Raw genomic sequence first — 18,885 nt, 5'->3', positions numbered from 1 at the left:
CTCAGTGCCCCGCCAACGCGATGGGCGCCGGATGGGCCAACCCGCCCCGGCATTTGAGCACCCGCACTTGTGCAGGCGCTGCCTCAACCGCCAAGCGCAAAGCCGCAGGCGACGCATTGACCGCCTCGCTCAAGGCACGCCAGGCAAACGCCAGGGTCTGCCCGGTTTCCGCCGCCACCTGCAAGCGGCGCAGTGCTCGGTCATCGGCCTTGCGCGGCCAGCACAGCACCGCGCCGCAACTACCGGAGCGCAGGCATTGCTCCACCGCCCACAACGCATCGCGCTCCTCGGCCCGGATCACCGACAGCTGGCGTACATCCACCCCGGCGTTCTGCCAGGCGTGTGGGTACGGCGTGTAAGGCGGCGCGACCAACACAATGCGCTCCCCCGCCGCCGACAAGCGCGCCAGGGTCGGCAGCACCAATTGCAATTCGCCGATGCCCTCTTTGGCCATCAGGATTTCGCTCAAAGCCGACTCCGGCCAGCCGCCCGTTGGCAACACCGCATCCAGCCTCGCCAACCCCGTGGGGTGCACGCTGGCCGGTGGTGCAACGGGCCGGCCCTTCCACACGCGCCCGCCATTGAACAGCGCGTCCAGGGCAACCACGGCGCCCATCAGCCTTGCCTCACCAGGCCACAGAACACCCCTTCAATGGCCAGGTCCTGGTCGGGCCCGACCACGATGGGTTGATAGGCGGGGTTGCGCGGCAGCAAGCGCACGCGCTCGCCACTGCGCTCGAAACGCTTGATGGTGACTTCGCCATCCAGCCGCGCCACGACGATTTGCCCGTTCAACACCTCGGCACTGCGGCGCACGCCCACCAGGTCGCCGTCGAGGATGCCGTCCTCGATCATCGAGTCGCCCTGCACCCGCAATAGATAATCCGGGTTTTTCGTGAAGGTGGCAGGGTCCAGTTGCAGGCGGCTGTACACTTCGGCGTCGGCGCCGATGGGCCGGCCCGCGGCCACTCGGCCGAGCACCGGCACATCCAGCCATTCGGGGCGTGCCGGTTGGTTGAGCAGGCGAATGCCCCGCGCCTGGTTGGCGTTGACCTCGATGAACCCGGCTTCAGTCAGGGCTACCACGTGCTTTCGCGCGACGCTGCGCGAGGCGAAGCCGAACGCCTCGGCGATCTCGGCGAGGCTGGGGGGCTGACCTTGCTGCGCGATACGGTCGCGGATAAAGGTCAGGATGGCGGTACGGCGGGGAGTGAGAGTCGTCATGGAGTACATTTGTACTCCTCTGGGAAATTTCTGACAATAACCGCCAGTCGGGGCTCACCAGCCGTCTTTCAACATTCGCAGTTCCAGATACTGCAGCAGCATGATCGTCTTGCCATCCACAATCTCGCCGTTCTGTACCATCGCCAGCGCCTGCTCGAACCCCAGCTCCAGCACTTCGATATCCTCGCCCTCCTCCTCCAGGCCGCCCCCCGTACCGACCTGATCCGTCGGTTGGTACTCGCCGATAAAGAAGTGAATGCGCTCAGTCACCGAACCCGGGCTCATGAACGCCGAGTAGATCTTCTCCACGTGGCCGACGCGATAGCCGGTCTCTTCTTCGGCTTCCAGGCGAATGCGTTCTTCGGGGCTGGCGTTGTCGAGCAAGCCGGCCGCCGCTTCGATCAGATAGCCGTGGTAGTCGTTGACGAAGGTGGGCATGCGGAACTGGCGGATCAGCAACACCGTGCGCTGCGCACGGTTGTACAGCAGGATGGTCGCGCCATTGCCGCGGTCGTACACCTCACGGGTCTGGGCTTGCCAGCTGCCGTCCTGGCGGCGCAAGTCGAAGCTGTATTTTTTCAACAGGTACCAGTTTTTCGAGAGGGTTTCTTCGGCGGTGATGCGAACGGGGCTGTTGTCCATGGTTGGGCCTCTGTACGTGGGAGGGCGAGCATGTTCCCGGGCGCCGGCCAACGTCAAGTTGGCAGGGGCGTGATCGAATTCCGCTGGGGCGATGTAACACTTTGCAAGCAATGCCCACTCACGACTGTCGAATTAATTCCTTACCCGATAAGCCATCTGGTAAAACCCCTGCTTTGTTTTTGTCCTGGAATCTTCATGTCCTCTCGTTTTCTGTCTCGCCTCGGCCTGCGCTGGTTTCCCCTGCTGTGCATGGCGCTGCTGATCATCGGCCTGCCCGTGGGGTGTGCCGTGCTGCAACACAAAGAACGTGAGCTGGTGTTTCGCATCGAACCGGGCACCGCCGGCTGGTATACCGGGCTGCCCAAAGCGGTACAGGAATTCGACCTCAAGCCGGCCAGTTTCAAGTCGGGCCAGAACATTCACGGCTGGTGGTACCCGGCAGACAAGAAGGACGCCCCGGCGATCCTCTACCTGCACGGCGTGCGCTGGAACCTCACCGGCCAGCTGTTTCGCATCGAGCAATTGCACGCCTTGGGGTATTCGGTGCTGGCCATCGACTATCGTGGCTTCGGCCAGAGCCAGGGTGATCTGCCGTCGGAAACCAGTGTCTACGCAGACGCGCGTATCGCCTGGGACCGCTTCAAGGTGCTGCAACCCGACCCGAACAAGCGCCTGATCTACGGGCACTCCCTGGGCGGCGCGGTGGCGATCGACCTGGCGGCCGAACTGAGCCGGCAAACGCCGATCCCTGTGCGCGGCCTGGTGATCGAATCCACTTTCACATCGCTGGGGGACGCGGCGACCGCCGTGGCCAACACCTCGCTGCCGGTGCGCTGGTTGCTCTCGCAGAAGTTCGACTCCATCGACAAGATCGCTGATGTGCACATGCCGCTGCTGGTGGTCCACGGCCTGGCCGACCAGTACGTGCCGCCGCGTTTCAGCCAGCAATTATTCGACGCCGCCCAGCAGCCCAAGCGACTGCTGCTGGTGCCCGGTGCCACCCACAACAACAGCATGAGCCTGGCCGGTCGCAGTTATGGTCAGGCGCTGGACAGGTTGATGCAAGCAAAGGCGCCGTCCCAGGTCGTGACACACTCCACAGCGCCCGACGGCGACTCCTGAACATGCATTTCGGCACTGAGTTCGCGCTTGCCTGTCAAGCGCAAACCCTGCCCATACTGGCCCTCGCCGGCAGTTGATCAAATATTAACCGCAGGTTAAATCGCCAACCCAGCCGGGTCTTCGCAAAGTTATCCACAGAGATACCCACGGTTTTCGTGGACAACTCTTTTTACTTTTTTACGATTTTTTTGCTCAGCAATTCCCTTCAGGCAAGGTTCCCGGCAGCAAAATCTCGCGATTCACATCGCGTATATCGTTATAGCCGCACAGCGCCATCGACACATCCAACTCGCGGGCGATGATGTCGAGAGCCTTGGTCACGCCCGCCTCCCCCATCGCGCCCAGACCGTACAGATGGGGGCGGCCGATCATCGTGCCCCTGGCCCCCAGCGCGACCGCCTTGAGCACATCCTGGCCGCTGCGGATACCGCCATCGAGCCACACTTCAATGCGCTGGCCCACCGCGTCGACAATCGCCGGCAATTGGCTGATGCTCGACGGCGCCCCATCAAGTTGACGGCCACCGTGGTTACTCACCACCAGTGCATCGGCACCGGCGTCTGCCGCCAGGCGCGCATCGTCCACATCGAGAATGCCCTTGATGATCAGCTTGCCGCCCCAGCATTGTTTGATCCACTCCACATCGTCCCAGCTCAGGCGCGGGTCGAATTGCTGGGCGGTCCATGACGAAAGCGAACTCATGTCGGCCACGCCTTTCACGTGGCCAACGATATTGCCGAACCCACGGCGCCTGGTACCGAGCATGCCCATCACCCAGCGTGGTTTGGTCGCCATGTTGAGGATATTCGGCAAGGTCAATCGCGGCGGTGCCGACAGGCCGTTGATCAAGTCCTTGTGGCGCTGCCCGAGGATCTGCAAGTCGAGTGTGAGCACCAGCGCATCCACGCCGGCAGCCTTGGCGCGCTCGATCAACTGTTCGATAAACCCGCGATCACGCATCACATAGAGCTGGAACCAGAACGGCTGGCCGACATGCTCGGCAATGTCCTCCAGTGAACAGATGCTCATGGTCGACAAGGTGTAGCGCAGGCCGAATGCGGCGGCGGCGCGGGCGGTAAGAATTTCGCCATCGGCGTGCTGCATGCCCGCCAGGCCCGTCGGCGCCAGGGCTACCGGCATGGCCATGTCCTGGCCGATCATCGTGGTGCGGATCGAGCGCTGGTCGATATTGCGCGCCACGCGCTGGCGGAATTTGATCCGGGCGAAATCGCTTTCGTTGGCCCGGTAGGTGCTTTCAGTCCAGGAACCGGAATCGGCGTAATCGTAGAACATCCGTGGGACACGTTTTTGCGCCAGCTTGCGTAAGTCTTCGATGGTTGTGATCAACGTCATCTAGGTCACCTTTCCCTGAACCGAGTACGAAGAGTAACCGTCCAGCGGTTGCGCAACCAGCCATTGCGTTTATGGCAGCAGGCGGCTAATGTCGCACAAACCAGCAAAAAGACGCACAAACATGCATAACACTCATCAAGCCACTGACCTGCCTTCCTTGCGCAAACAGAAGATCCTGTTGCTGCTGGAGCGCGACGGAAAAGTCACCGCAGCGGAGCTGGTGGAGCATTTTGCCGTATCCCAAGACACCATCCGCCGCGACCTCGGCGAACTGGCCGCCGCCGGTTTGCTGCAGCGCGTACACGGTGGCGCCCTGCCCCGGCCCAAGGACACCGGCAAAGACTTCTTTACCCGGGTCGGCGAGACCAACGAGGCCAAGCGTCAGCTCGCCCAATTGGCGGCGCAGCGCGTGGAGGACGGCCAGATCGTGCTGTTCGATTCCGGTTCGACCACCCTGCGCATTGCCCAATCGCTGCCGCGCTCGATTCACCTGACGGTGGTCACGCCCTCACCGATGATCGCCATCGCCCTGGCCGACCATCCCCATGTGAAAGTGATCCTGGCCGGCGGCCAGCTCAACCCGGCCACCCTTTCCACCGGCGGCCACGATGCCGTGCGCCTGATCCAGAGTATCAAGGCAGACCTGTTGTTCACGGGCGTGTGCGCCCTGCACCCGCAAGTGGGCATCACCTCGTTGCACTTCGATGAAGTGGTGGTCAAACAGGCCTTGCTCGACAGCGCCTCCCACGTGGTCGCAGTGACCATGGCGGACAAGCTCGGCGCGGTGGAGCCCTTTGTCGTAGCACCCTGCAACCGTCTTCACACGCTGATTACCGAGTGGCATGTGCCGAGTGTCGAAGCCTATGAACAGCTAGGTCTGGAAGTGGTTCGGGTAGAGGTCGAGTAGGCACAAGGCATCGGCCGTCGCGTGGCCACTGGCGGTGTTATCGAAAATGCACCACGTGGGCACGCCCGCCGCTACCGAGAGGTCGAGCTGTTGCCCGAACGCCTTCACGCGTTCGGGCCCATAGGCACTGTAATAGATGCGCTCAGCGCCGTGCAGGCGCCAATACTGCACGCCTGGCCAACCGGTGCTCATCTGGATGACAACCGGGTCGGCGATCACCCGGCCGATGTGCAGGTCCATCAGCAGCGACTCGGCCTCTCGCCAGCTGGGATGACGCGGCTCCAGCACCACGGCGCCGGCAAAACGTTGGCGCAATGCCAGGAACCAATTCGACGCCACGGCCGGGTCATAGCTCAGTGAGGGCGGTAACTGCACCAGCAGGCAACCGAGCTTTTCACCCAGGTGCAGACACTGCTCCAGAAACTCATCCAGTGCCGTGTCACAACGCTGTAAACGCAGTTCATGGGTGATGCGCTTGGGCACCTTGACCGAAAAGCGAAAGCTTGCCGGCACCGATTGTGCCCAGCGCTCGTAGGTCTTGGGCTGGTGCGCGCGATAAAACGAACTGTTGATCTCCACTGCATTGAAGCGCGACGCATAACGTTGCAAATGCGTGCCCTCGTCGGCAAATGCCGGCCAGTGCTCACGGGGCAAACTCCACCCCGCACAGCCTAGATACAACGGTGCGGTCAAAACAGCACCTTGGCCGCATCGCGCATGAAGATTTCGATCGTCTTGGGGCCGACCCCCTCGAACTCACCCAGGCGTTTCTCGAACCCCGGACGGTCGCCACTGGCGTCGCGTATCTGCGTGATCTTGCCGGCATACTCGGCGTTCAACTTGGCGCTAAGGTCCAACAGCCGTTGCGCGGTGGTTTCGTCATAGCGCACGTAGTGGGCACGCCCCAGCATCCTGACCAGTTCGCCAGCAGTGCAGTGCTGCAACTTGCGCGCAGTATCACGCCCCTCTTGCTCGACGATCACGCGGTACGCCTGCGCGGCAATCGGCGCCTGGATTCGCTTGCCCATCAGAAAGCTGGCAATAAACCATTTGAACAGGCTGGCGTCGTCTTCGGGCGCCAGTTCGATACCCAGTTCGGAAGCGGTGATCGACTTGGCCATGATCAGTGGTCCAGCTTGCGCTCAGCCTTGTCGGCCTGCCGGTTGATCGCCTCCACCTGGCGCTCGGTGTCCTTGATCGAGGTGGGCGTGAGCACCTTGTCGATGGTTTCGGTCTTCGGGTTCGGATGCTCCAGCGTGCGGCCTTTGACGGGTTTTTCCGCGCCCTTCTGCGCTTGCTCGGAACTGATCGGGTCAGGGGTTTTATCGACAGTCATGCTTGGTCTCCAGGCTTTTTTTAATGCTCGCAATAAAGGCGAGCCCTTATGCAGCAGAGCCCGCCCCCTTTCGATAGTTCAAGGAAACTGCCCCGCACAACCGTCCAGCCCATCAACCCAAATTAATTTAAACCTTTAGCCCCTGGCCTTGATCAACTCTCCCATATCCACCCATAAACCCAGCCATCAGGAGACTCTCGATCATGAGCTCACCCCTTAGCGGCAAGAAGATTCTGGTCATCACCTCCAACACCGGTATCGAGCGCGATGAACTGCTCAAGCCCCTGGAGGCATTGCGCGGCTACGGCGCGACCGTAACCCACGGTTCCAGCAAGGGCGGCACCACGCAGACGTTCGTCGGCGATACAGAGAAAGACAAAACCGTAGAGTCCGACGTGGCGCTGTCGGATGTGTTGAGCAGCGATTTCGATGCCCTGGTCATCCCGGGTGGCACCGTCAATGCCGACACCCTGCGCCAGGACGCCGGCGCGTTGAAGTTGATCAACGATTTCGTCAAGGCCGGCAAGACCGTGGCAGCGATTTGCCATGGGCCGTGGACGCTGATCGACGCCGGCGTGATCCAGGGCAAGACGCTGACCTCGTATAAAAGCGTGCGCATCGACCTGGAAAATGCCGGAGCTGCGGGCTGGGTCGACGCCGAGGTCAAGGTATGCAAGGCCAATGGCTGGACCTTGATCACCTCGCGCACACCCGATGACCTGCCGGCGTTCAATGACGCGATTGCCAAGGCGGTTGCTGGATAAGCCGAACCCTTGAATGAAAACAGGCGCCTCAAGGGCGCCTGTTCTGCTTCAGCTTCTACGTTAGCTTCTACGTTGCTCAGGCATCTCGCGTTTAGGCCCGAACATCGCCCAGGCGATCAGCCCGAACAGCGGCACAAAGATCAAGATCACCAGCCAGAAACCCTTGCTTTCCCAGCCCCCGGTACTGCGCAACACGGTACTGATCGCCCACAATTCCACCAGCACCAGAACCACGGCCAGGCCGATCCAGATGTATTCAGTTTGCATGCTTCACCTCCTAGGTCGTATGCGTTAGGTCAAGCCGATGCGCCAAGGGTTCATTAAAATTGCGCAGCCATCGCAGCGTGCTGCTGACTGCTCAGGGCACCGGCAACCAACCGCTGAATTCACCCCGTGCGTTCAGCGGGCTCCAGGCGAAGTCCAAGGTAGAAGCGGGTAATGCCTGCTGTTGCGCGGCGCTGATCGGCGGGCCTTTCCAATCGAAGAGAGTGGCGCCTTGCCAGGCCAGGACCAGACCCCGGGCCTGGCTGGTGTCTAGGCTGATCCAGCACGCCGCTGCGGCCGCCATGAACGCCTCGATCGGCTCCTCATTGATTTGCGCACGGTACGGGGAGCTCAGCAGCCAGCGCGCCACATTCAGGTGGTAGGTCCAATCCAGTGGCGGCTGCTTGCGATAGGCCCAGGTCATGAAGCTGCGGAACAGGTTCAAGCCCTCGGGCGGGTCGAGTTTGAGCAGCGTCGGGCAGATGTCGAACAAGCTGTGCCAATGAGGCAGCAGGCGTGCATCCAGGTGCACGAAGCAACGGGAATTACTCGGGTAGTGCGCCAACAACGGTTCCGTACGCAAGGGTTGCGCAAGCGGGCGACGGGACGCCTTGCTGACCAGGCGACTGGCGCCTGCAGGCAATAGAGAGGTCATCAGATGGACTCACAGTCGTGACGATAGAACGCCTCCTGATCACAGGAAGCCCAAGGCACACGTCAGGCTGCGGGAGAAGCGCGGGGGTTGGCCGAGGGCCAGGAATAACGCGGCGGCGCCTTGTTGCGCCGCTCATGGGCCGGGCCCGGGGTTTGCTGAAGGCTCAGCAGCCAGGCCAGGCCGATAAGAAACACGATGGCCACGGTGACCGCGTTGCACACCGGGCAGGCAAAGTAGTTCGAGATGTTGCTGGACGACGGAGTGCCCAACCCTTTATCGGAAAGTGGCGCCTGGCTACCGTCCACCGAACAGAACGCGCCGCCGATACCGTTGAGCTGCTGGCCCAGCATCTGCCCATGGCCCAAACCGCACACGAACACGTTCATCAGCACGCAGAAGTACAGGGTCCAGGCGATCAGCGAACGGTCGGGATGGCTCAGTTTCATGGCGGCGACTCTACCACCGAAGCCGTAAAAGGATGAAGCGCGACGCGCCCCTGTGGCAGAACGTCGCAGATTACGCAGCCAGGCCTGGGTTGGTAGACTGTGCGCCCTCCTCGTTTCTACGTTTCAATGCCTTTTCAAAGCCTGATGTGTAGATCCAGAGCCATGCAGGCGCTTCACAGGATGCACAGTTGATGAGTACGTTATTCACCCGCCGCAAAGTGCTGACCGGTATGGGCCTGTTGGGCCTGGGCAGCCTGCTGGGCGGCTGTGACTACAGCCCCAAGCTGAACTTCAAGTACGGCAAGGACCTCAGTGACAAGATCATGGGCCGCACCTTCAAGCTCAAGAACACCGACGGCGAAACCGTCACCCTGAGCTCGTTCCGTGGCCTGATGCCGGTGGTGTTCTTCGGTTTCACCCAGTGCCCGGCCGTATGCCCCACCACTCTGGCGCGTGCCGCCCAGGCCAAGAAGCTGATGGGCCGCGACGGCGAGATCATGCAGGTGGTGTTCATCACCCTTGACCCCGAGCGTGACACACCGCAACTGCTCGACCGCTACGTGAAAGCCTTCGACCCCAGCTTCGAAGCGCTGTACGGCACCCCGGAAGAAATCGCCGTGGCCGCCAAGGAATTCGGGATCTTCTATGAAAAGATCCCGGCCGGTGACACCTACACGCTGTCCCACACTTCGACCAGTTTCGTCTTCGACACCCGCGGCAACCTGCGCCTGGGCCTGTCGGCATCCCTTACCGCTAAAGAGTGCGCAGAAGACCTGCTCACCGTCATGGAGGTCTGCTAATGACTGCCGTTCAACACCTCAAACGCGTTGCCTTCGGCCTGACCCTGCTGGGCCTTGCCGCCCACGCCAGCGCCCAGGTACAAGTCAGCGATGCCTGGGTGCGTGCCACAGTGCCGGGCCAGCCGTCCAGCGGCGCGTTCATGACCCTCACCGCCGACAGCGACAGCCAGTTGCTCAGCGTGGCGTCGCCGGTGGCCAAGGACGTACAGATCCATGAGATGAGCATGAAGGACGACGTGATGAAAATGGGCCCGGTAGACTCGGTCGCCCTGCCCGCCGGCAAAGCCGTCAAGCTCGACCCGGACGGCTACCACGTGATGCTGATGGGCCTCACCGGCCAGATCAAGGAAGGCGACCAGGTGCCGCTGACCCTGACCGTCAAGGACGCCAAGGGCGAGAAACAGTCCATCGAAGTGAAAGCAGCGGTCCGTGCCTTGAACGGCATGGACCACAGCAAGATGCACTGACTGTAGTGAGCGGGCTCGCCCTAATCCCAGTCAGTTAAGGATTAACGCGGTCACTGTGGGAGGGGCGGTGCGACGATTCGACTTGCTCCCGATGGACTGCGTAGCAGGCCCATTTTTGAGGCCGCTGCGCGGCCTATCGGGAGCAAGCCCCCTCCCACAATTTATTCATCACCCGCTTTATCGCTTAACTGACTGGCATTAGGGCTTGCCCCGCGCTGGGTGGCGTAGCCGCCCCAATAAGAACGCCACAGTATTTTCAGTGAAACCGAGGGGCCTGGGTTAGGGCCGCTTCGCAGCCCAGCGCGGGGCGAGCCCGCTCACTACAGATCAGTCGACGATGAAGAGTTTCGCGCCGATGGCCGTCGAGGAGCGATGGCCCTCCATGTCATTGCCCACCTGATAACTCATCCCGGCCGTCAGAATGAACTGGCGGCCATCTTCCAGCTCCGTGTGCAACTCGCCTTCAAGGCACAACAGCACATGCCCTCTCCAGCACCAATGATCCGCCAGGTAACCGGGCGTGTACTCCACCAGGCGCACGCGGGTGGTACCGAAATGGCAAGTACGCCATAAGGCATTGCCGGTAACGCCAGGATGGGTTGTGGGTTCGAGGGTGGCCCAATCCGTGGTGCCAAACGGGACAGCGGTAAGATCCATGGAACACTCGGTCGTCAGTTAGCGTGGCATGAAACTACCGGGCCGAGGCCGTTGGCGATAGACACAGATCCGACGGGTTTGCGGGATACAGGTGCCTTCGCTTGTCAGGCAATCAAATGCGGGGATTCTGCAGGGTTCAAACCGCAGCCAGCCGCTTTACCATCGGCACACACGCCAGCGTCAGCCCCGACGGCGAGTGATAGACCGCCTGCTCCTCGCCCACATATCCGCAGGCGCGGTAGAAGCTTGCCGCATTCAGCGTGGCGTCCAGCACCACTTCTTCAATCGCCAATGCCCGCGCCACGCTTTCCAGATGATCGAGCATTGCCTTGCCGTACCCTCGGCCGGTGAAGGCCGGCAGTACAAACAACGCGCCGACTTCATTGTTGCCAAGGTCGAGCATGCCGGTGGCGACAGGCTGACCATCCACCCACCCCAGGTAAAACGGTTTTTCCATCAGGGCGTTATAACCGTCGCTTGCGCGACCTCGGGTCCAGAGCGCCATTTGTTCAGCGCTGTAGGCACCGATGCATTGACCGCGAATGGCCTCGCGGCGAATCTCAAACGCGCGGTCAGCATCGTCTGGCGTGGCTCGTCTTATCTCCAACCGTACTGCCTCCTTCCATGACTTCAAATTGCCACTAGCCCATTTGTGCTAATCGACCCTGCCGGCCCCCGGCGCTATATTCCCCGGCACTTCCAACGCTCCTCCAACACCGTGCCTCCAGGGCGCGAGGGCTCGTTGCGCGTTGGAAAAGCCATAACAACCCCAAGGAAGATCCATCATGAAACTCCACGCTCCCCTGACCCGCCTCGCCCTGCTCGGTACGTTGATTATCGGTGTGGCCGGTTGCAGCAATATCAAGCCCACCGAAGACCATCTCAAGACGCTGTCGGAAACCAACCTGGGTGAGCCGGTCAAGCGTATCTCCAATGTGCGCAATGACTCCATGACGACCTATTACATCGCCAGCACCGCCAGCGGTGATTACAACTGCTCCGTGCCCAGCGGTGCCAGCGGCGGCATGTTCGCCGTGGCCAGCTTCGGCATGATGAAGCCGGCCGCTTACTGCCAGCCCAAAGGGGCTCGCGGCAATGGCTTGGTGCCGTTCAACTGATCACCGCCTGCTGGCTGAGGTCGCGCAGGGCGCCGCGCAGTTCCGCGGGGCGTACCGGCTTGGACAGAATCGCGATCTGGCGGTCGTGCAACGCGGCCTGGATTTTCTCCACATCGTGCCCGGTGAGGATCAGCGCCGGGACCGCCCAGCCGCGTTGCGCCCGCAAGGCGTCGATGCACTCGATACCGGTGGCATGATTGCCCAGGTCGTAGTCGGCGACGATGATGTCGCAATCGCTGACCAGGTCGCGCCCTGACAGTTCGGCCTGTACCTCGCAGCCCCAGCGCTCCAGCAGCGCCTGGGTCGCGAGCAGCACGTTCTGGTCATCTTCCACCAGGCACACTTTCAAACCGGTCAGCAGACCGACCTGTCGCGCATCATCACGGGGTGCCGGGGTCTGTGGTGCGGTCGCCAGGGTCAGGCCGTACAGGCTCACGGAGGTGCCATGCCCCACCCGCGAACGCAGGTTCACCTGCACGCCCATCAGTTGCCCCAGGCGCTTGACGATGGACAGCCCCAGGCCCACGCCTTCGACGTCTTTGTCCCGGCGGTGGCGCACCCGGTAAAACTCCTCGAAGACCTTGGACAGATGCTCCTCGGCAATCCCCCGGCCCCGATCATGAATCTCCACCGCCAAGCCACCTTGACGAATGCGCACGCCGATCAGCACTGGCCGATGCGCGCCGTATTTGAAGCAGTTGGACAGCACGTTCTGCACCATCGTGGCCAACAGCGCAGGGTCTACCAATACCCAGTGAGCACACGGCCGCAAGCGCAGTTCCACGCCGGCCCAACGCGCGGCCTCGGCATTCTGGCGCACCAGGTCGGCCAGAAAATCGCCCAGGTTCACCGGCTGGTACTTGGGCAGCAGGCGGCCGTTGTCGAGGGTGTAAAGGTCGAGAATCGAACGGAACAATTGCGAGACGTTGAGCAGCGAACGGTCGATGTTATCCACCAGCCGCCGCTCTTCATCGCCCAGGCGCGCTTCACGCAGGCACGCGGTGAACAGGCCGATGGAGTGGATCGGCTGGCGCAAGTCGTGACTGGCCTGGGCGAGGAAGCGGGATTTTTCCAGGTTGGCGGCGATGGCCTGTTCAGACGCCTTGCGCGTGCGCTCGAGCAGGATATGCGCATACACCGGGATCACGGTGCTGGTGATCATCAGCATCAGCACCATGAAGGGCTGTGCCTGCCATACCGGCGTAAGCCGATACACGATCAGCAGCGCCAGCAACGCCAATGCCGTGGCGATCGCCAGGTAGCGCGAGCCATAGCGCATGCCATTGCCCAGGTTGACCCACACCATCACCGCATACAGCGGCAGCGCCGCCTCGCCCCCCACCACCATGCCGAACGAGGTGCCGGTGTAGTCATGCACCATGCCGAAGATCCGCCGCGCCGGGTAATGCCCGGGCCAGCGCACGATGACCTGGCGCAAGGCGATGGATGCCAGCAGGAACACAAGGATGTAGAGAATGACCGGCAGGTAGGTGTCCACCGACTGCCCGGGCAGGAAGCCCAGCGCGCCGATGTACACGATAGCGATGCTGGCAACCACAATTCGCAGGTTGGCCTGGTCGAGTTCGGAGTTGGTCTCATGACTCATGCTCTACGTCCTTGTCGTCACGTTCAGCGTATCAAGGGGACTGAGCGGGCATCCCGCCCGGTGGTAAAGTAACATGCCTCAGCAACGTCGTGCCCCAGGAAGGAGCCCACCATGACAGGCCGGATCATCATTGCCGACGACCACCCGATGTTTCGCGAAGGCATGGCGCGCACGGTACAACGGCTGCTGCCCGGCGCCGTGATCCAGGAAGCCGGCGACCTGGACGCGGTGCAAGCCTTGCTGCTGGATCCCGGCGAGGTCGATACGTTGATCCTCGACCTGCGCTTCCCCGGCCTGACCTGCATGAGCCAACTGGCCAAGCTGCGCCAGCAACTGCGCCGCACCACCCTGGTGGTGGTGTCGATGGTGGATGACCGTGAGTTGATCGAACAGGTCATGGCGCTGGGCGTCGACGGTTTTATCGGCAAGAACATTGCCCCGGATGAAATCGGCCAGGCGTTGCTGGCGATCCGCGAAGGCGAAGTGCTCGTCAAGTTCGCCCCTTCCGGCCTGCTGCCGCTGGACACCCACACCCTCACCCCGCGCCAGCAGGAAGTGCTGCGCCTGATCGCCCAGGGCAAGACCAACAAGGAAATCGCCAAAGCCCTGGCTATCTCGCCGTTTACCGTGCGCATTCATGTGTCGTCGCTGCTGCGCGCACTGGATGTGCCGTCGCGTGCGGCCGCAGCGGTGAAGTATTCGGGGGAGTTCTAGGCGCTTGACGATGCACAGCCGCGCCCACCGGCTGCATCCGATATTTATGCTCAATTCCCAGCTTAATAATATTTTATTAAAAACCGCCCTCCCCCTAGCCTTGAAGTCATGCCCAAGCTGAATCCAACTGCATTACGCAAGGACAGACACATGACTCAAGCAATAACAACAATAGACACGCTGGTGGTGGGAGCCGGTCAGGCCGGCGTCGCCATGAGCGAGCACCTGAGCAAGCAAGGCGTGCCGCATCTGGTGCTGGAGCGCAGCCGCATTGCCGAGCGCTGGCGCACCGGGCGTTGGGACTCGTTGGTGGCCAACGGGCCGGCCTGGCATGACCGTTTTCCCGGGCTGGAATTTGATGACGTGGCCGCCGACGGCTTCGCCCCGAAGGAACGCGTTGCCGCCTACTTCGAAGCCTATGCCCGCAAGTTCAATGCGCCGATACGCACCGGTGTCGACGTGCTTTCTGTGGTGCGCAATGTGGGCCGCCCCGGCTTCACCGTGCACACCAGCGAAGGGGTGATCGAAGCCAACCGTGTGGTGGCGGCGACCGGGCCGTTCCAGAAGCCGGTGATTCCGGCGATTGCGCCCAAGGACACCGAGCTGCATCAGATCCATTCCGCCGACTACCGCAACCCTGCGCAACTGCCGACAGGCGCCGTGCTGGTGGTGGGGGCCGGTTCGTCCGGCGTGCAGATCGCCGATGAATTGCAACGCTCCGGGCGCCAGGTGTACCTGTCGGTCGGCGCTCACGACCGCCCGCCGCGTGCCTATCGCAAGCGTGATTTCTGCTGGTGGCTGGGCGTGTTGGGCGAGTGGGACCAGGCGGCGATGAAACCCGGCCGCGAGCACGTGACCATTGCCGTCAGCGGCGCCCACGGCGGCAAGACCATCGACTTTCGCGAGCTGGCCCAGCAAGGCATGACCCTGGTCGGCCTGACCCAGTCCTTCGACGGCAACGTCGCCCGCTTCCAGGCCAACCTGGTGGAAAACCTCGCACGTGGTGATGAGAACTACCTGGCCCTGTTGGATGCGGCGGACGCCTACATCGAGCGCAACGGCCTCGACCTGCCGGAGGAGCCCGAAGCCCGCCGCGTGTTCCCCGACGCCGAGTGCATCCAGCAGCCGATCCTGGAACTGGACCTGGCCAAGGCCGGCATCACCTCGATCATCTGGGCCACCGGGTTTGCCGTGGACTACAGCTGGTTGAAAGTCGACGCGTTCGACGCCGCCGGCAAGCCGCAGCACCAGCGCGGTGTGGCCAGCGAATCGGGTATCTATTTCCTCGGGTTGCCGTGGCAGTCGCGCCGGGGTTCGTCGTTCATCTGGGGGGTGTGGCACGACGCCAAATACGTGGCCGACCACATCGCCATCCAGCGCCAATACCTTGAATACCGCGAAGCCGCCCCGGTGGCTCGCCCGTCCCCTGTCAGCGCCTGATCACTTTTTTGCCGGAGTCTTTTTGATGCCTACCCACACTCGCATCCGCATGTTCAACACCAAGCAAACCTACCCCAACCAGAGCCTGGACAACGACCTGTGCCAGGCCGTGCGCGCCGGCAACACCGTGTATGTGCGCGGGCAGGTGGGCACGGATTTCGAAGGCAACCTGATCGGCCTCGGCGACCCGCGTGCCCAGGCCGAGCAAGCCATGCGTAACGTCAAGCAGCTGCTTGAGGAAGCGGGCTCCGACCTGTCGCATATCGTCAAGACCACCACCTACCTGATCGACCCGCGCTACCGCGAACCGGTGTACCAGGAAGTCGGCAAGTGGCTCAAAGGAGTATTCCCGATTTCCACCGGGTTGGTGGTGTCGGCCCTGGGTCAGCCACAGTGGTTGATGGAAATTGACGTGATCGCGGTTATCCCAGAGTAAGGAGGCAGCCCATGACCTTTTCCATCGTCGCCCGCTGCGCGGACACCGGCCAACTGGGGATCGCCATCAGTTCCTCGAGCATCGCCGTAGGCGCCCGTTGCCCGTGGCTGCGGCCCGGTGTCGGCGCGGTGTCGACCCAGAACATCACCCTGCCGGCCCTCGGCCCGGACGTACTCGACCTGCTGGAACAGGGCCTCGCACCGGCCGACGCCCTCGACAAGGCCCTGACGAGCAACGGCTACAGCCAGTACCGGCAACTGACGGCCATTGATCACCTGGGGCGCAGCGTACATTTCAGCGGCAGCGAAACCCTCGGCACGCACAATGCCGTGTCAGGCGAACAGTGTGTGGCGGCGGGCAATATGCTCGCCGATCGCGGTGTGATCGAGGCGATGGTCATGGCCTTTGAACAGAGCGAAGGTCAATTGGCGGACCGGTTGCTGGCGGCGATGCACGCGGCCATCGCTGCCGGTGGCGAAGCCGGCCCGGTGCATTCCGCTGCGCTGGTGGTGGTGGGTGAGCTGACCTGGCCGATCATCAACCTGCGCGTGGACTGGGCCGATGAAGCACCCATCGTTGAGCTGCAAAAACTCTGGGACGCGTACCGCCCGCAGGTGCAAGACTACATCGACCGTGCGCTCGCCCCTGATCGCTCACCCGGCTACGGCGTGGCCGGAGATGACCGATGAGCCACAGCCGCGCGTTGCTGCAAACGCTGGTGGGGTTCGACACCACCAGCCGCGAATCCAACCTGCAGTTGATCGAGTACGTACGTGATTACCTGACCGGTTTTGGCGTGGCCTGTGAGTTGATCTACAACGACGAACGCAGCAAGGCCAACCTGTTCGCCAGCATCGGCCCGGTGGAACTGCCGGGGATTGTGCTGTCGGGGCATACCGACGTGGTGCCGGTGGATGGCCAGCCCTGGAGCGTGCCGGCGTTTGCGCTGACCGAACGCGACGGCAAGCTGTTTGGCCGGGGCACGGCCGACATGAAGGGCTATATCGCTTGCGTGCTGGCGCTGGTTCCGGCGCTGGTCAAGGCGACATTGCGCAGGCCGGTGCACATCGCACTGTCGTATGACGAAGAGGTCGGTTGCCTGGGCGTGCGCTCGCTGCTGGCGCTACTGGAGCAGCGGCCGGTCAAACCGATGCTGTGCATCATCGGCGAACCGACGGAACTGAAACCGGTGCTCGGTCACAAGGGCAAGCTGGCCATGCGCTGTGATGTGCACGGCGAAGCCTGCCATTCGGCGTATGCGCCCTACGGCGTGAATGCCATCGAACATGCCGCCGACCTGATTGGCGAACTGGGACGCATCGGGCAACGCCTGCGCGAGCAACAAGACCCAAGGTTTGATCCGCCCTTCAGCACCGTGCAGGCCGGCGTGATCAGCGGCGGCAAGGCGCTGAATATCGTACCGGCCGACTGCCGGTTTGACTTTGAGGTTCGCGCACTGCCCTCCCAGGATCCGGCCGAGGTCGCACAAGCCCTGCAAGCCTACGCCAGGCAACAGGTGCTGCCACGCATGCAGGCGGTGAGCGCGCAGAGTGACATCCGGTTTACCGCGCTGTCGGCTTATCCGGGGCTGGTCACCGATGAGCGCAGCCAGGCGGCGGAGTTGATTGCCGCGTTTTGCGGTTCACGGGCCTTCGGCACCGTGGCATTTGGTACCGAAGGTGGGTTGTTTGATGCCGTGGGCATACCCACCGTGGTGTGCGGGCCTGGGAGCATGGACCAGGGGCATAAGCCGGATGAATTCGTGAGCCTGGAACAACTGGCGGGCTGCGACGCAATGCTGCAACGGATGCTGGACTCGATCCGCGCTTGAGCCGGACACAGCCCTCACCGCCCTTCCCGGCCTGACACATTCGAACAGGCCTGGCGCCGGATATTGCCTACTATGTTGTGGCTGTCCGGCGCTTTCGCTGTAAAAACTTATCCTCCTGCAAAGATGAAATGTTCCGCCACATTTGGTGAGTTATCGCCTGGAACCGAAGGAACTTAAAGACCACCCATGAAGGCAATCAAACTTGACGGGTTATACCCTGATCAACTTACAGGTACTTATCATGAGTAGTATTTCATCTTCGCTTTCAGCCCCACAGTTGGATCCAGATACCCAAGTGCGTGCTGTGCGCTCAAGTGAAGCGCAGGCTAAACCAACTAGTCCTCAGTTCACCATAAAACAAGAAGACCTGGCTGATGTCATGGACTTTTTCTACGATGCCGTCAGCTGGAATCGGGTCAAAGTCAAACTGGAATTCAATCAAGCGACCGTGAATGACTTTGGCGGCGGGCACGGCACTTACCATACGGTCAAATTCAGTTTCATACCGGACCGGGCGGACGGCACTTTCAGCCCCGAGTACTTGGACAAAACCGAAAGGGCAACACTCATGTTTAAAGGCAGAATGAGTAGTGCGGGTATTACTAACTACGCCCCTGTCGAGTAACACATTAGTTATCTGAAAGTTTTAACCCACCCCAAGTAACCCATGAGTACCAATATGAACAACATTCAATCCTCCCCTTATTCAAACACCCTTCAAGCGGCGCCGGAAGCATTGCGCATGCGCCCCGAACCCAATACGCCGGACAAAGAATCCAACCGCATCACCGTAAGAAAAGAAGACTTCGCGAGGGTCATCGATCTGCTCTCTGAAGCCGCCAGGCGCCACGGCACCCAAGTGACCATCGGGCAGCCGGAGTCGAGCAAACTGGATTATGGCGATGGGGCAATTGAATCAGAGACCTTCACCTTCAGCTTCCACCCTGACCAAGCCGATGGCACCTATAGTCCCCACTATCTGGAAAGCGTGAACAAAACCAACCAGTTGTTTGAAGACTGGATGCGCGTGGAATGCATCAGGAACTACGCGCCTGAATAACGGCCAGCGCTGTTGATCGTTCCCGCGCCTGGCGCGAGAACGA

The 18,885-nt window shown here is 61.8% G+C and carries 26 protein-coding genes; 13 read left to right on the top strand and 13 right to left on the bottom strand.

Annotated features, from left to right (window positions below; translation table 11 throughout):
* Window position 1 precedes the first annotated feature (1 nt).
* From imuA to JBE38_RS24505, 3 genes are read right to left on the bottom strand one after another with little or no spacing between them, the layout of a single operon-like run.
* Window positions 2–616, bottom strand: a complete 615-nt coding sequence (gene imuA / locus JBE38_RS24515) for a translesion DNA synthesis-associated protein ImuA (protein ID WP_060752535.1) — start codon at window positions 614–616, stop codon at window positions 2–4.
* Window positions 616–1,233 (bottom strand): transcriptional repressor LexA, encoded by a 618-nt coding sequence (gene lexA / locus JBE38_RS24510; protein ID WP_205345335.1) that lies wholly within the window; start codon window positions 1,231–1,233, stop codon window positions 616–618. The genes imuA and lexA overlap by 1 nt, the downstream gene beginning before the upstream one ends.
* Before the next feature lie 45 nt (window positions 1,234–1,278).
* Window positions 1,279–1,866: an NUDIX domain-containing protein gene (locus JBE38_RS24505; RefSeq protein ID WP_060752533.1), complete on the bottom strand. Its 588-nt coding sequence runs from the start codon at window positions 1,864–1,866 to the stop codon at window positions 1,279–1,281.
* A 195-nt stretch (window positions 1,867–2,061) separates the two neighbouring features.
* On the opposite strand from JBE38_RS24505, the gene JBE38_RS24500 reads away from it, so the two are divergent.
* On the top strand, window positions 2,062–2,988 hold the full coding sequence (locus JBE38_RS24500; RefSeq protein ID WP_205345334.1) for an alpha/beta hydrolase: 927 nt from the start codon (window positions 2,062–2,064) through the stop codon (window positions 2,986–2,988).
* 192 nt (window positions 2,989–3,180) lie between these two features.
* Here JBE38_RS24500 and JBE38_RS24495 read toward each other — a convergent pair whose 3' ends face one another.
* Window positions 3,181–4,341, bottom strand: coding sequence for an alpha-hydroxy acid oxidase (locus tag JBE38_RS24495; protein ID WP_090370517.1), 1,161 nt, complete (start codon window positions 4,339–4,341; stop codon window positions 3,181–3,183).
* 121 nt (window positions 4,342–4,462) lie between these two features.
* Here JBE38_RS24495 and JBE38_RS24490 point away from each other — a divergent pair, with 121 nt between their 5' ends.
* Window positions 4,463–5,248 (top strand): DeoR/GlpR family DNA-binding transcription regulator, encoded by a 786-nt coding sequence (locus JBE38_RS24490; protein WP_060752530.1) that lies wholly within the window; start codon window positions 4,463–4,465, stop codon window positions 5,246–5,248.
* On the opposite strand, the gene JBE38_RS24485 is transcribed toward JBE38_RS24490, so the two are convergent.
* From JBE38_RS24485 to JBE38_RS24475, 3 genes are read right to left on the bottom strand one after another with little or no spacing between them, the layout of a single operon-like run.
* A complete protein-coding gene (locus JBE38_RS24485) occupies window positions 5,213–5,941 on the bottom strand; it encodes a DUF72 domain-containing protein (RefSeq protein WP_090370515.1) in 729 nt (242 codons plus the stop codon). The genes JBE38_RS24490 and JBE38_RS24485 overlap by 36 nt on opposite strands.
* A complete protein-coding gene (locus JBE38_RS24480; protein WP_060752528.1) occupies window positions 5,938–6,369 on the bottom strand; it encodes a hypothetical protein in 432 nt (143 codons plus the stop codon). The genes JBE38_RS24485 and JBE38_RS24480 overlap by 4 nt, the downstream gene beginning before the upstream one ends.
* Window positions 6,370–6,371: 2 nt before the next feature.
* Complete coding sequence (locus JBE38_RS24475) at window positions 6,372–6,584, bottom strand: hypothetical protein (RefSeq protein ID WP_090370513.1); 213 nt, start codon at window positions 6,582–6,584, stop codon at window positions 6,372–6,374.
* 203 nt (window positions 6,585–6,787) lie between these two features.
* On the opposite strand from JBE38_RS24475, the gene JBE38_RS24470 reads away from it, so the two are divergent.
* Window positions 6,788–7,348, top strand: a complete 561-nt coding sequence (locus tag JBE38_RS24470; RefSeq protein ID WP_090370511.1) for a type 1 glutamine amidotransferase domain-containing protein — start codon at window positions 6,788–6,790, stop codon at window positions 7,346–7,348.
* Between the two features lie 60 nt (window positions 7,349–7,408).
* Here the strand turns inward: JBE38_RS24470 and JBE38_RS24465 are convergent, their stop codons facing one another.
* From JBE38_RS24465 to JBE38_RS24455, 3 genes are all read right to left on the bottom strand, one after another.
* A complete protein-coding gene (locus JBE38_RS24465) occupies window positions 7,409–7,615 on the bottom strand; it encodes a PLD nuclease N-terminal domain-containing protein (protein ID WP_060752525.1) in 207 nt (68 codons plus the stop codon).
* 91 nt (window positions 7,616–7,706) lie between these two features.
* Window positions 7,707–8,267 (bottom strand): putative natural product biosynthesis protein, encoded by a 561-nt coding sequence (locus tag JBE38_RS24460; protein WP_205345333.1) that lies wholly within the window; start codon window positions 8,265–8,267, stop codon window positions 7,707–7,709.
* A gap of 62 nt (window positions 8,268–8,329) precedes the next feature.
* Window positions 8,330–8,713 carry a DUF2946 domain-containing protein gene (locus tag JBE38_RS24455; protein WP_060752523.1) on the bottom strand — a complete coding sequence of 128 codons (384 nt, stop codon included), beginning with the start codon at window positions 8,711–8,713 and terminating at the stop codon, window positions 8,330–8,332.
* 191 nt (window positions 8,714–8,904) lie between these two features.
* Between JBE38_RS24455 and JBE38_RS24450 the strand changes: the two genes are divergently transcribed.
* Both JBE38_RS24450 and JBE38_RS24445 read left to right on the top strand, forming a co-directional pair.
* Window positions 8,905–9,513, top strand: a complete 609-nt coding sequence (locus tag JBE38_RS24450; protein WP_060752522.1) for an SCO family protein — start codon at window positions 8,905–8,907, stop codon at window positions 9,511–9,513.
* Entirely contained in the window at window positions 9,513–9,980 is a 468-nt protein-coding gene (locus tag JBE38_RS24445; RefSeq protein WP_060752521.1) for a copper chaperone PCu(A)C, read from the top strand. The genes JBE38_RS24450 and JBE38_RS24445 overlap by 1 nt, the downstream gene beginning before the upstream one ends.
* Before the next feature lie 327 nt (window positions 9,981–10,307).
* On the opposite strand, the gene JBE38_RS24440 is transcribed toward JBE38_RS24445, so the two are convergent.
* Both JBE38_RS24440 and JBE38_RS24435 read right to left on the bottom strand, forming a co-directional pair.
* Complete coding sequence (locus JBE38_RS24440; RefSeq protein ID WP_205345332.1) at window positions 10,308–10,637, bottom strand: DHCW motif cupin fold protein; 330 nt, start codon at window positions 10,635–10,637, stop codon at window positions 10,308–10,310.
* A 136-nt stretch (window positions 10,638–10,773) separates the two neighbouring features.
* The gene (locus JBE38_RS24435) at window positions 10,774–11,244 is read right to left on the bottom strand and encodes a GNAT family N-acetyltransferase (protein ID WP_205345331.1); all 471 of its coding nucleotides are present in this window, start codon (window positions 11,242–11,244) and stop codon (window positions 10,774–10,776) included.
* 178 nt (window positions 11,245–11,422) lie between these two features.
* Here JBE38_RS24435 and JBE38_RS24430 point away from each other — a divergent pair, with 178 nt between their 5' ends.
* Window positions 11,423–11,755, top strand: a complete 333-nt coding sequence (locus JBE38_RS24430; RefSeq protein WP_060752518.1) for a hypothetical protein — start codon at window positions 11,423–11,425, stop codon at window positions 11,753–11,755.
* Here the strand turns inward: JBE38_RS24430 and JBE38_RS24425 are convergent.
* Window positions 11,748–13,361 carry an ATP-binding response regulator gene (locus JBE38_RS24425; RefSeq protein WP_205345330.1) on the bottom strand — a complete coding sequence of 538 codons (1,614 nt, stop codon included), beginning with the start codon at window positions 13,359–13,361 and terminating at the stop codon, window positions 11,748–11,750. The two genes, JBE38_RS24430 and JBE38_RS24425, sit on opposite strands and share 8 nt — an antisense overlap.
* A gap of 111 nt (window positions 13,362–13,472) precedes the next feature.
* Between JBE38_RS24425 and JBE38_RS24420 the strand changes: the two genes are divergently transcribed.
* The 7 genes from JBE38_RS24420 (at window position 13,473) to JBE38_RS24390 (ending at window position 18,842) form a co-directional block, all read left to right on the top strand.
* On the top strand, window positions 13,473–14,075 hold the full coding sequence (locus JBE38_RS24420; protein ID WP_090370502.1) for a LuxR C-terminal-related transcriptional regulator: 603 nt from the start codon (window positions 13,473–13,475) through the stop codon (window positions 14,073–14,075).
* Window positions 14,076–14,183: 108 nt separating this feature from the next.
* A complete protein-coding gene (locus tag JBE38_RS24415) occupies window positions 14,184–15,515 on the top strand; it encodes a flavin-containing monooxygenase (protein WP_446731255.1) in 1,332 nt (443 codons plus the stop codon).
* Window positions 15,516–15,540: 25 nt separating this feature from the next.
* On the top strand, window positions 15,541–15,951 hold the full coding sequence (locus tag JBE38_RS24410) for a RidA family protein (RefSeq protein WP_060752514.1): 411 nt from the start codon (window positions 15,541–15,543) through the stop codon (window positions 15,949–15,951).
* Between the two features lie 11 nt (window positions 15,952–15,962).
* Window positions 15,963–16,640, top strand: coding sequence for a DUF1028 domain-containing protein (locus JBE38_RS24405; protein WP_060752513.1), 678 nt, complete (start codon window positions 15,963–15,965; stop codon window positions 16,638–16,640).
* Entirely contained in the window at window positions 16,637–17,782 is a 1,146-nt protein-coding gene (gene argE, locus JBE38_RS24400; RefSeq protein WP_205345328.1) for an acetylornithine deacetylase, read from the top strand. Before JBE38_RS24405 ends, argE begins: the two co-directional genes overlap by 4 nt.
* A 241-nt stretch (window positions 17,783–18,023) precedes the next feature.
* The gene (locus JBE38_RS24395; protein ID WP_205345327.1) at window positions 18,024–18,407 is read left to right on the top strand and encodes a hypothetical protein; all 384 of its coding nucleotides are present in this window, start codon (window positions 18,024–18,026) and stop codon (window positions 18,405–18,407) included.
* A 54-nt stretch (window positions 18,408–18,461) separates the two neighbouring features.
* Window positions 18,462–18,842, top strand: coding sequence for a hypothetical protein (locus tag JBE38_RS24390; RefSeq protein WP_205345326.1), 381 nt, complete (start codon window positions 18,462–18,464; stop codon window positions 18,840–18,842).
* Window positions 18,843–18,885 lie beyond the last annotated feature (43 nt).

This window comes from Pseudomonas sp. ICBG1301, from assembly GCF_016918385.1.
GTDB lineage: Bacteria > Pseudomonadota > Gammaproteobacteria > Pseudomonadales > Pseudomonadaceae > Aquipseudomonas > Aquipseudomonas palleroniana.
This window is presented reverse-complemented; position numbering and strand designations above follow the sequence as displayed.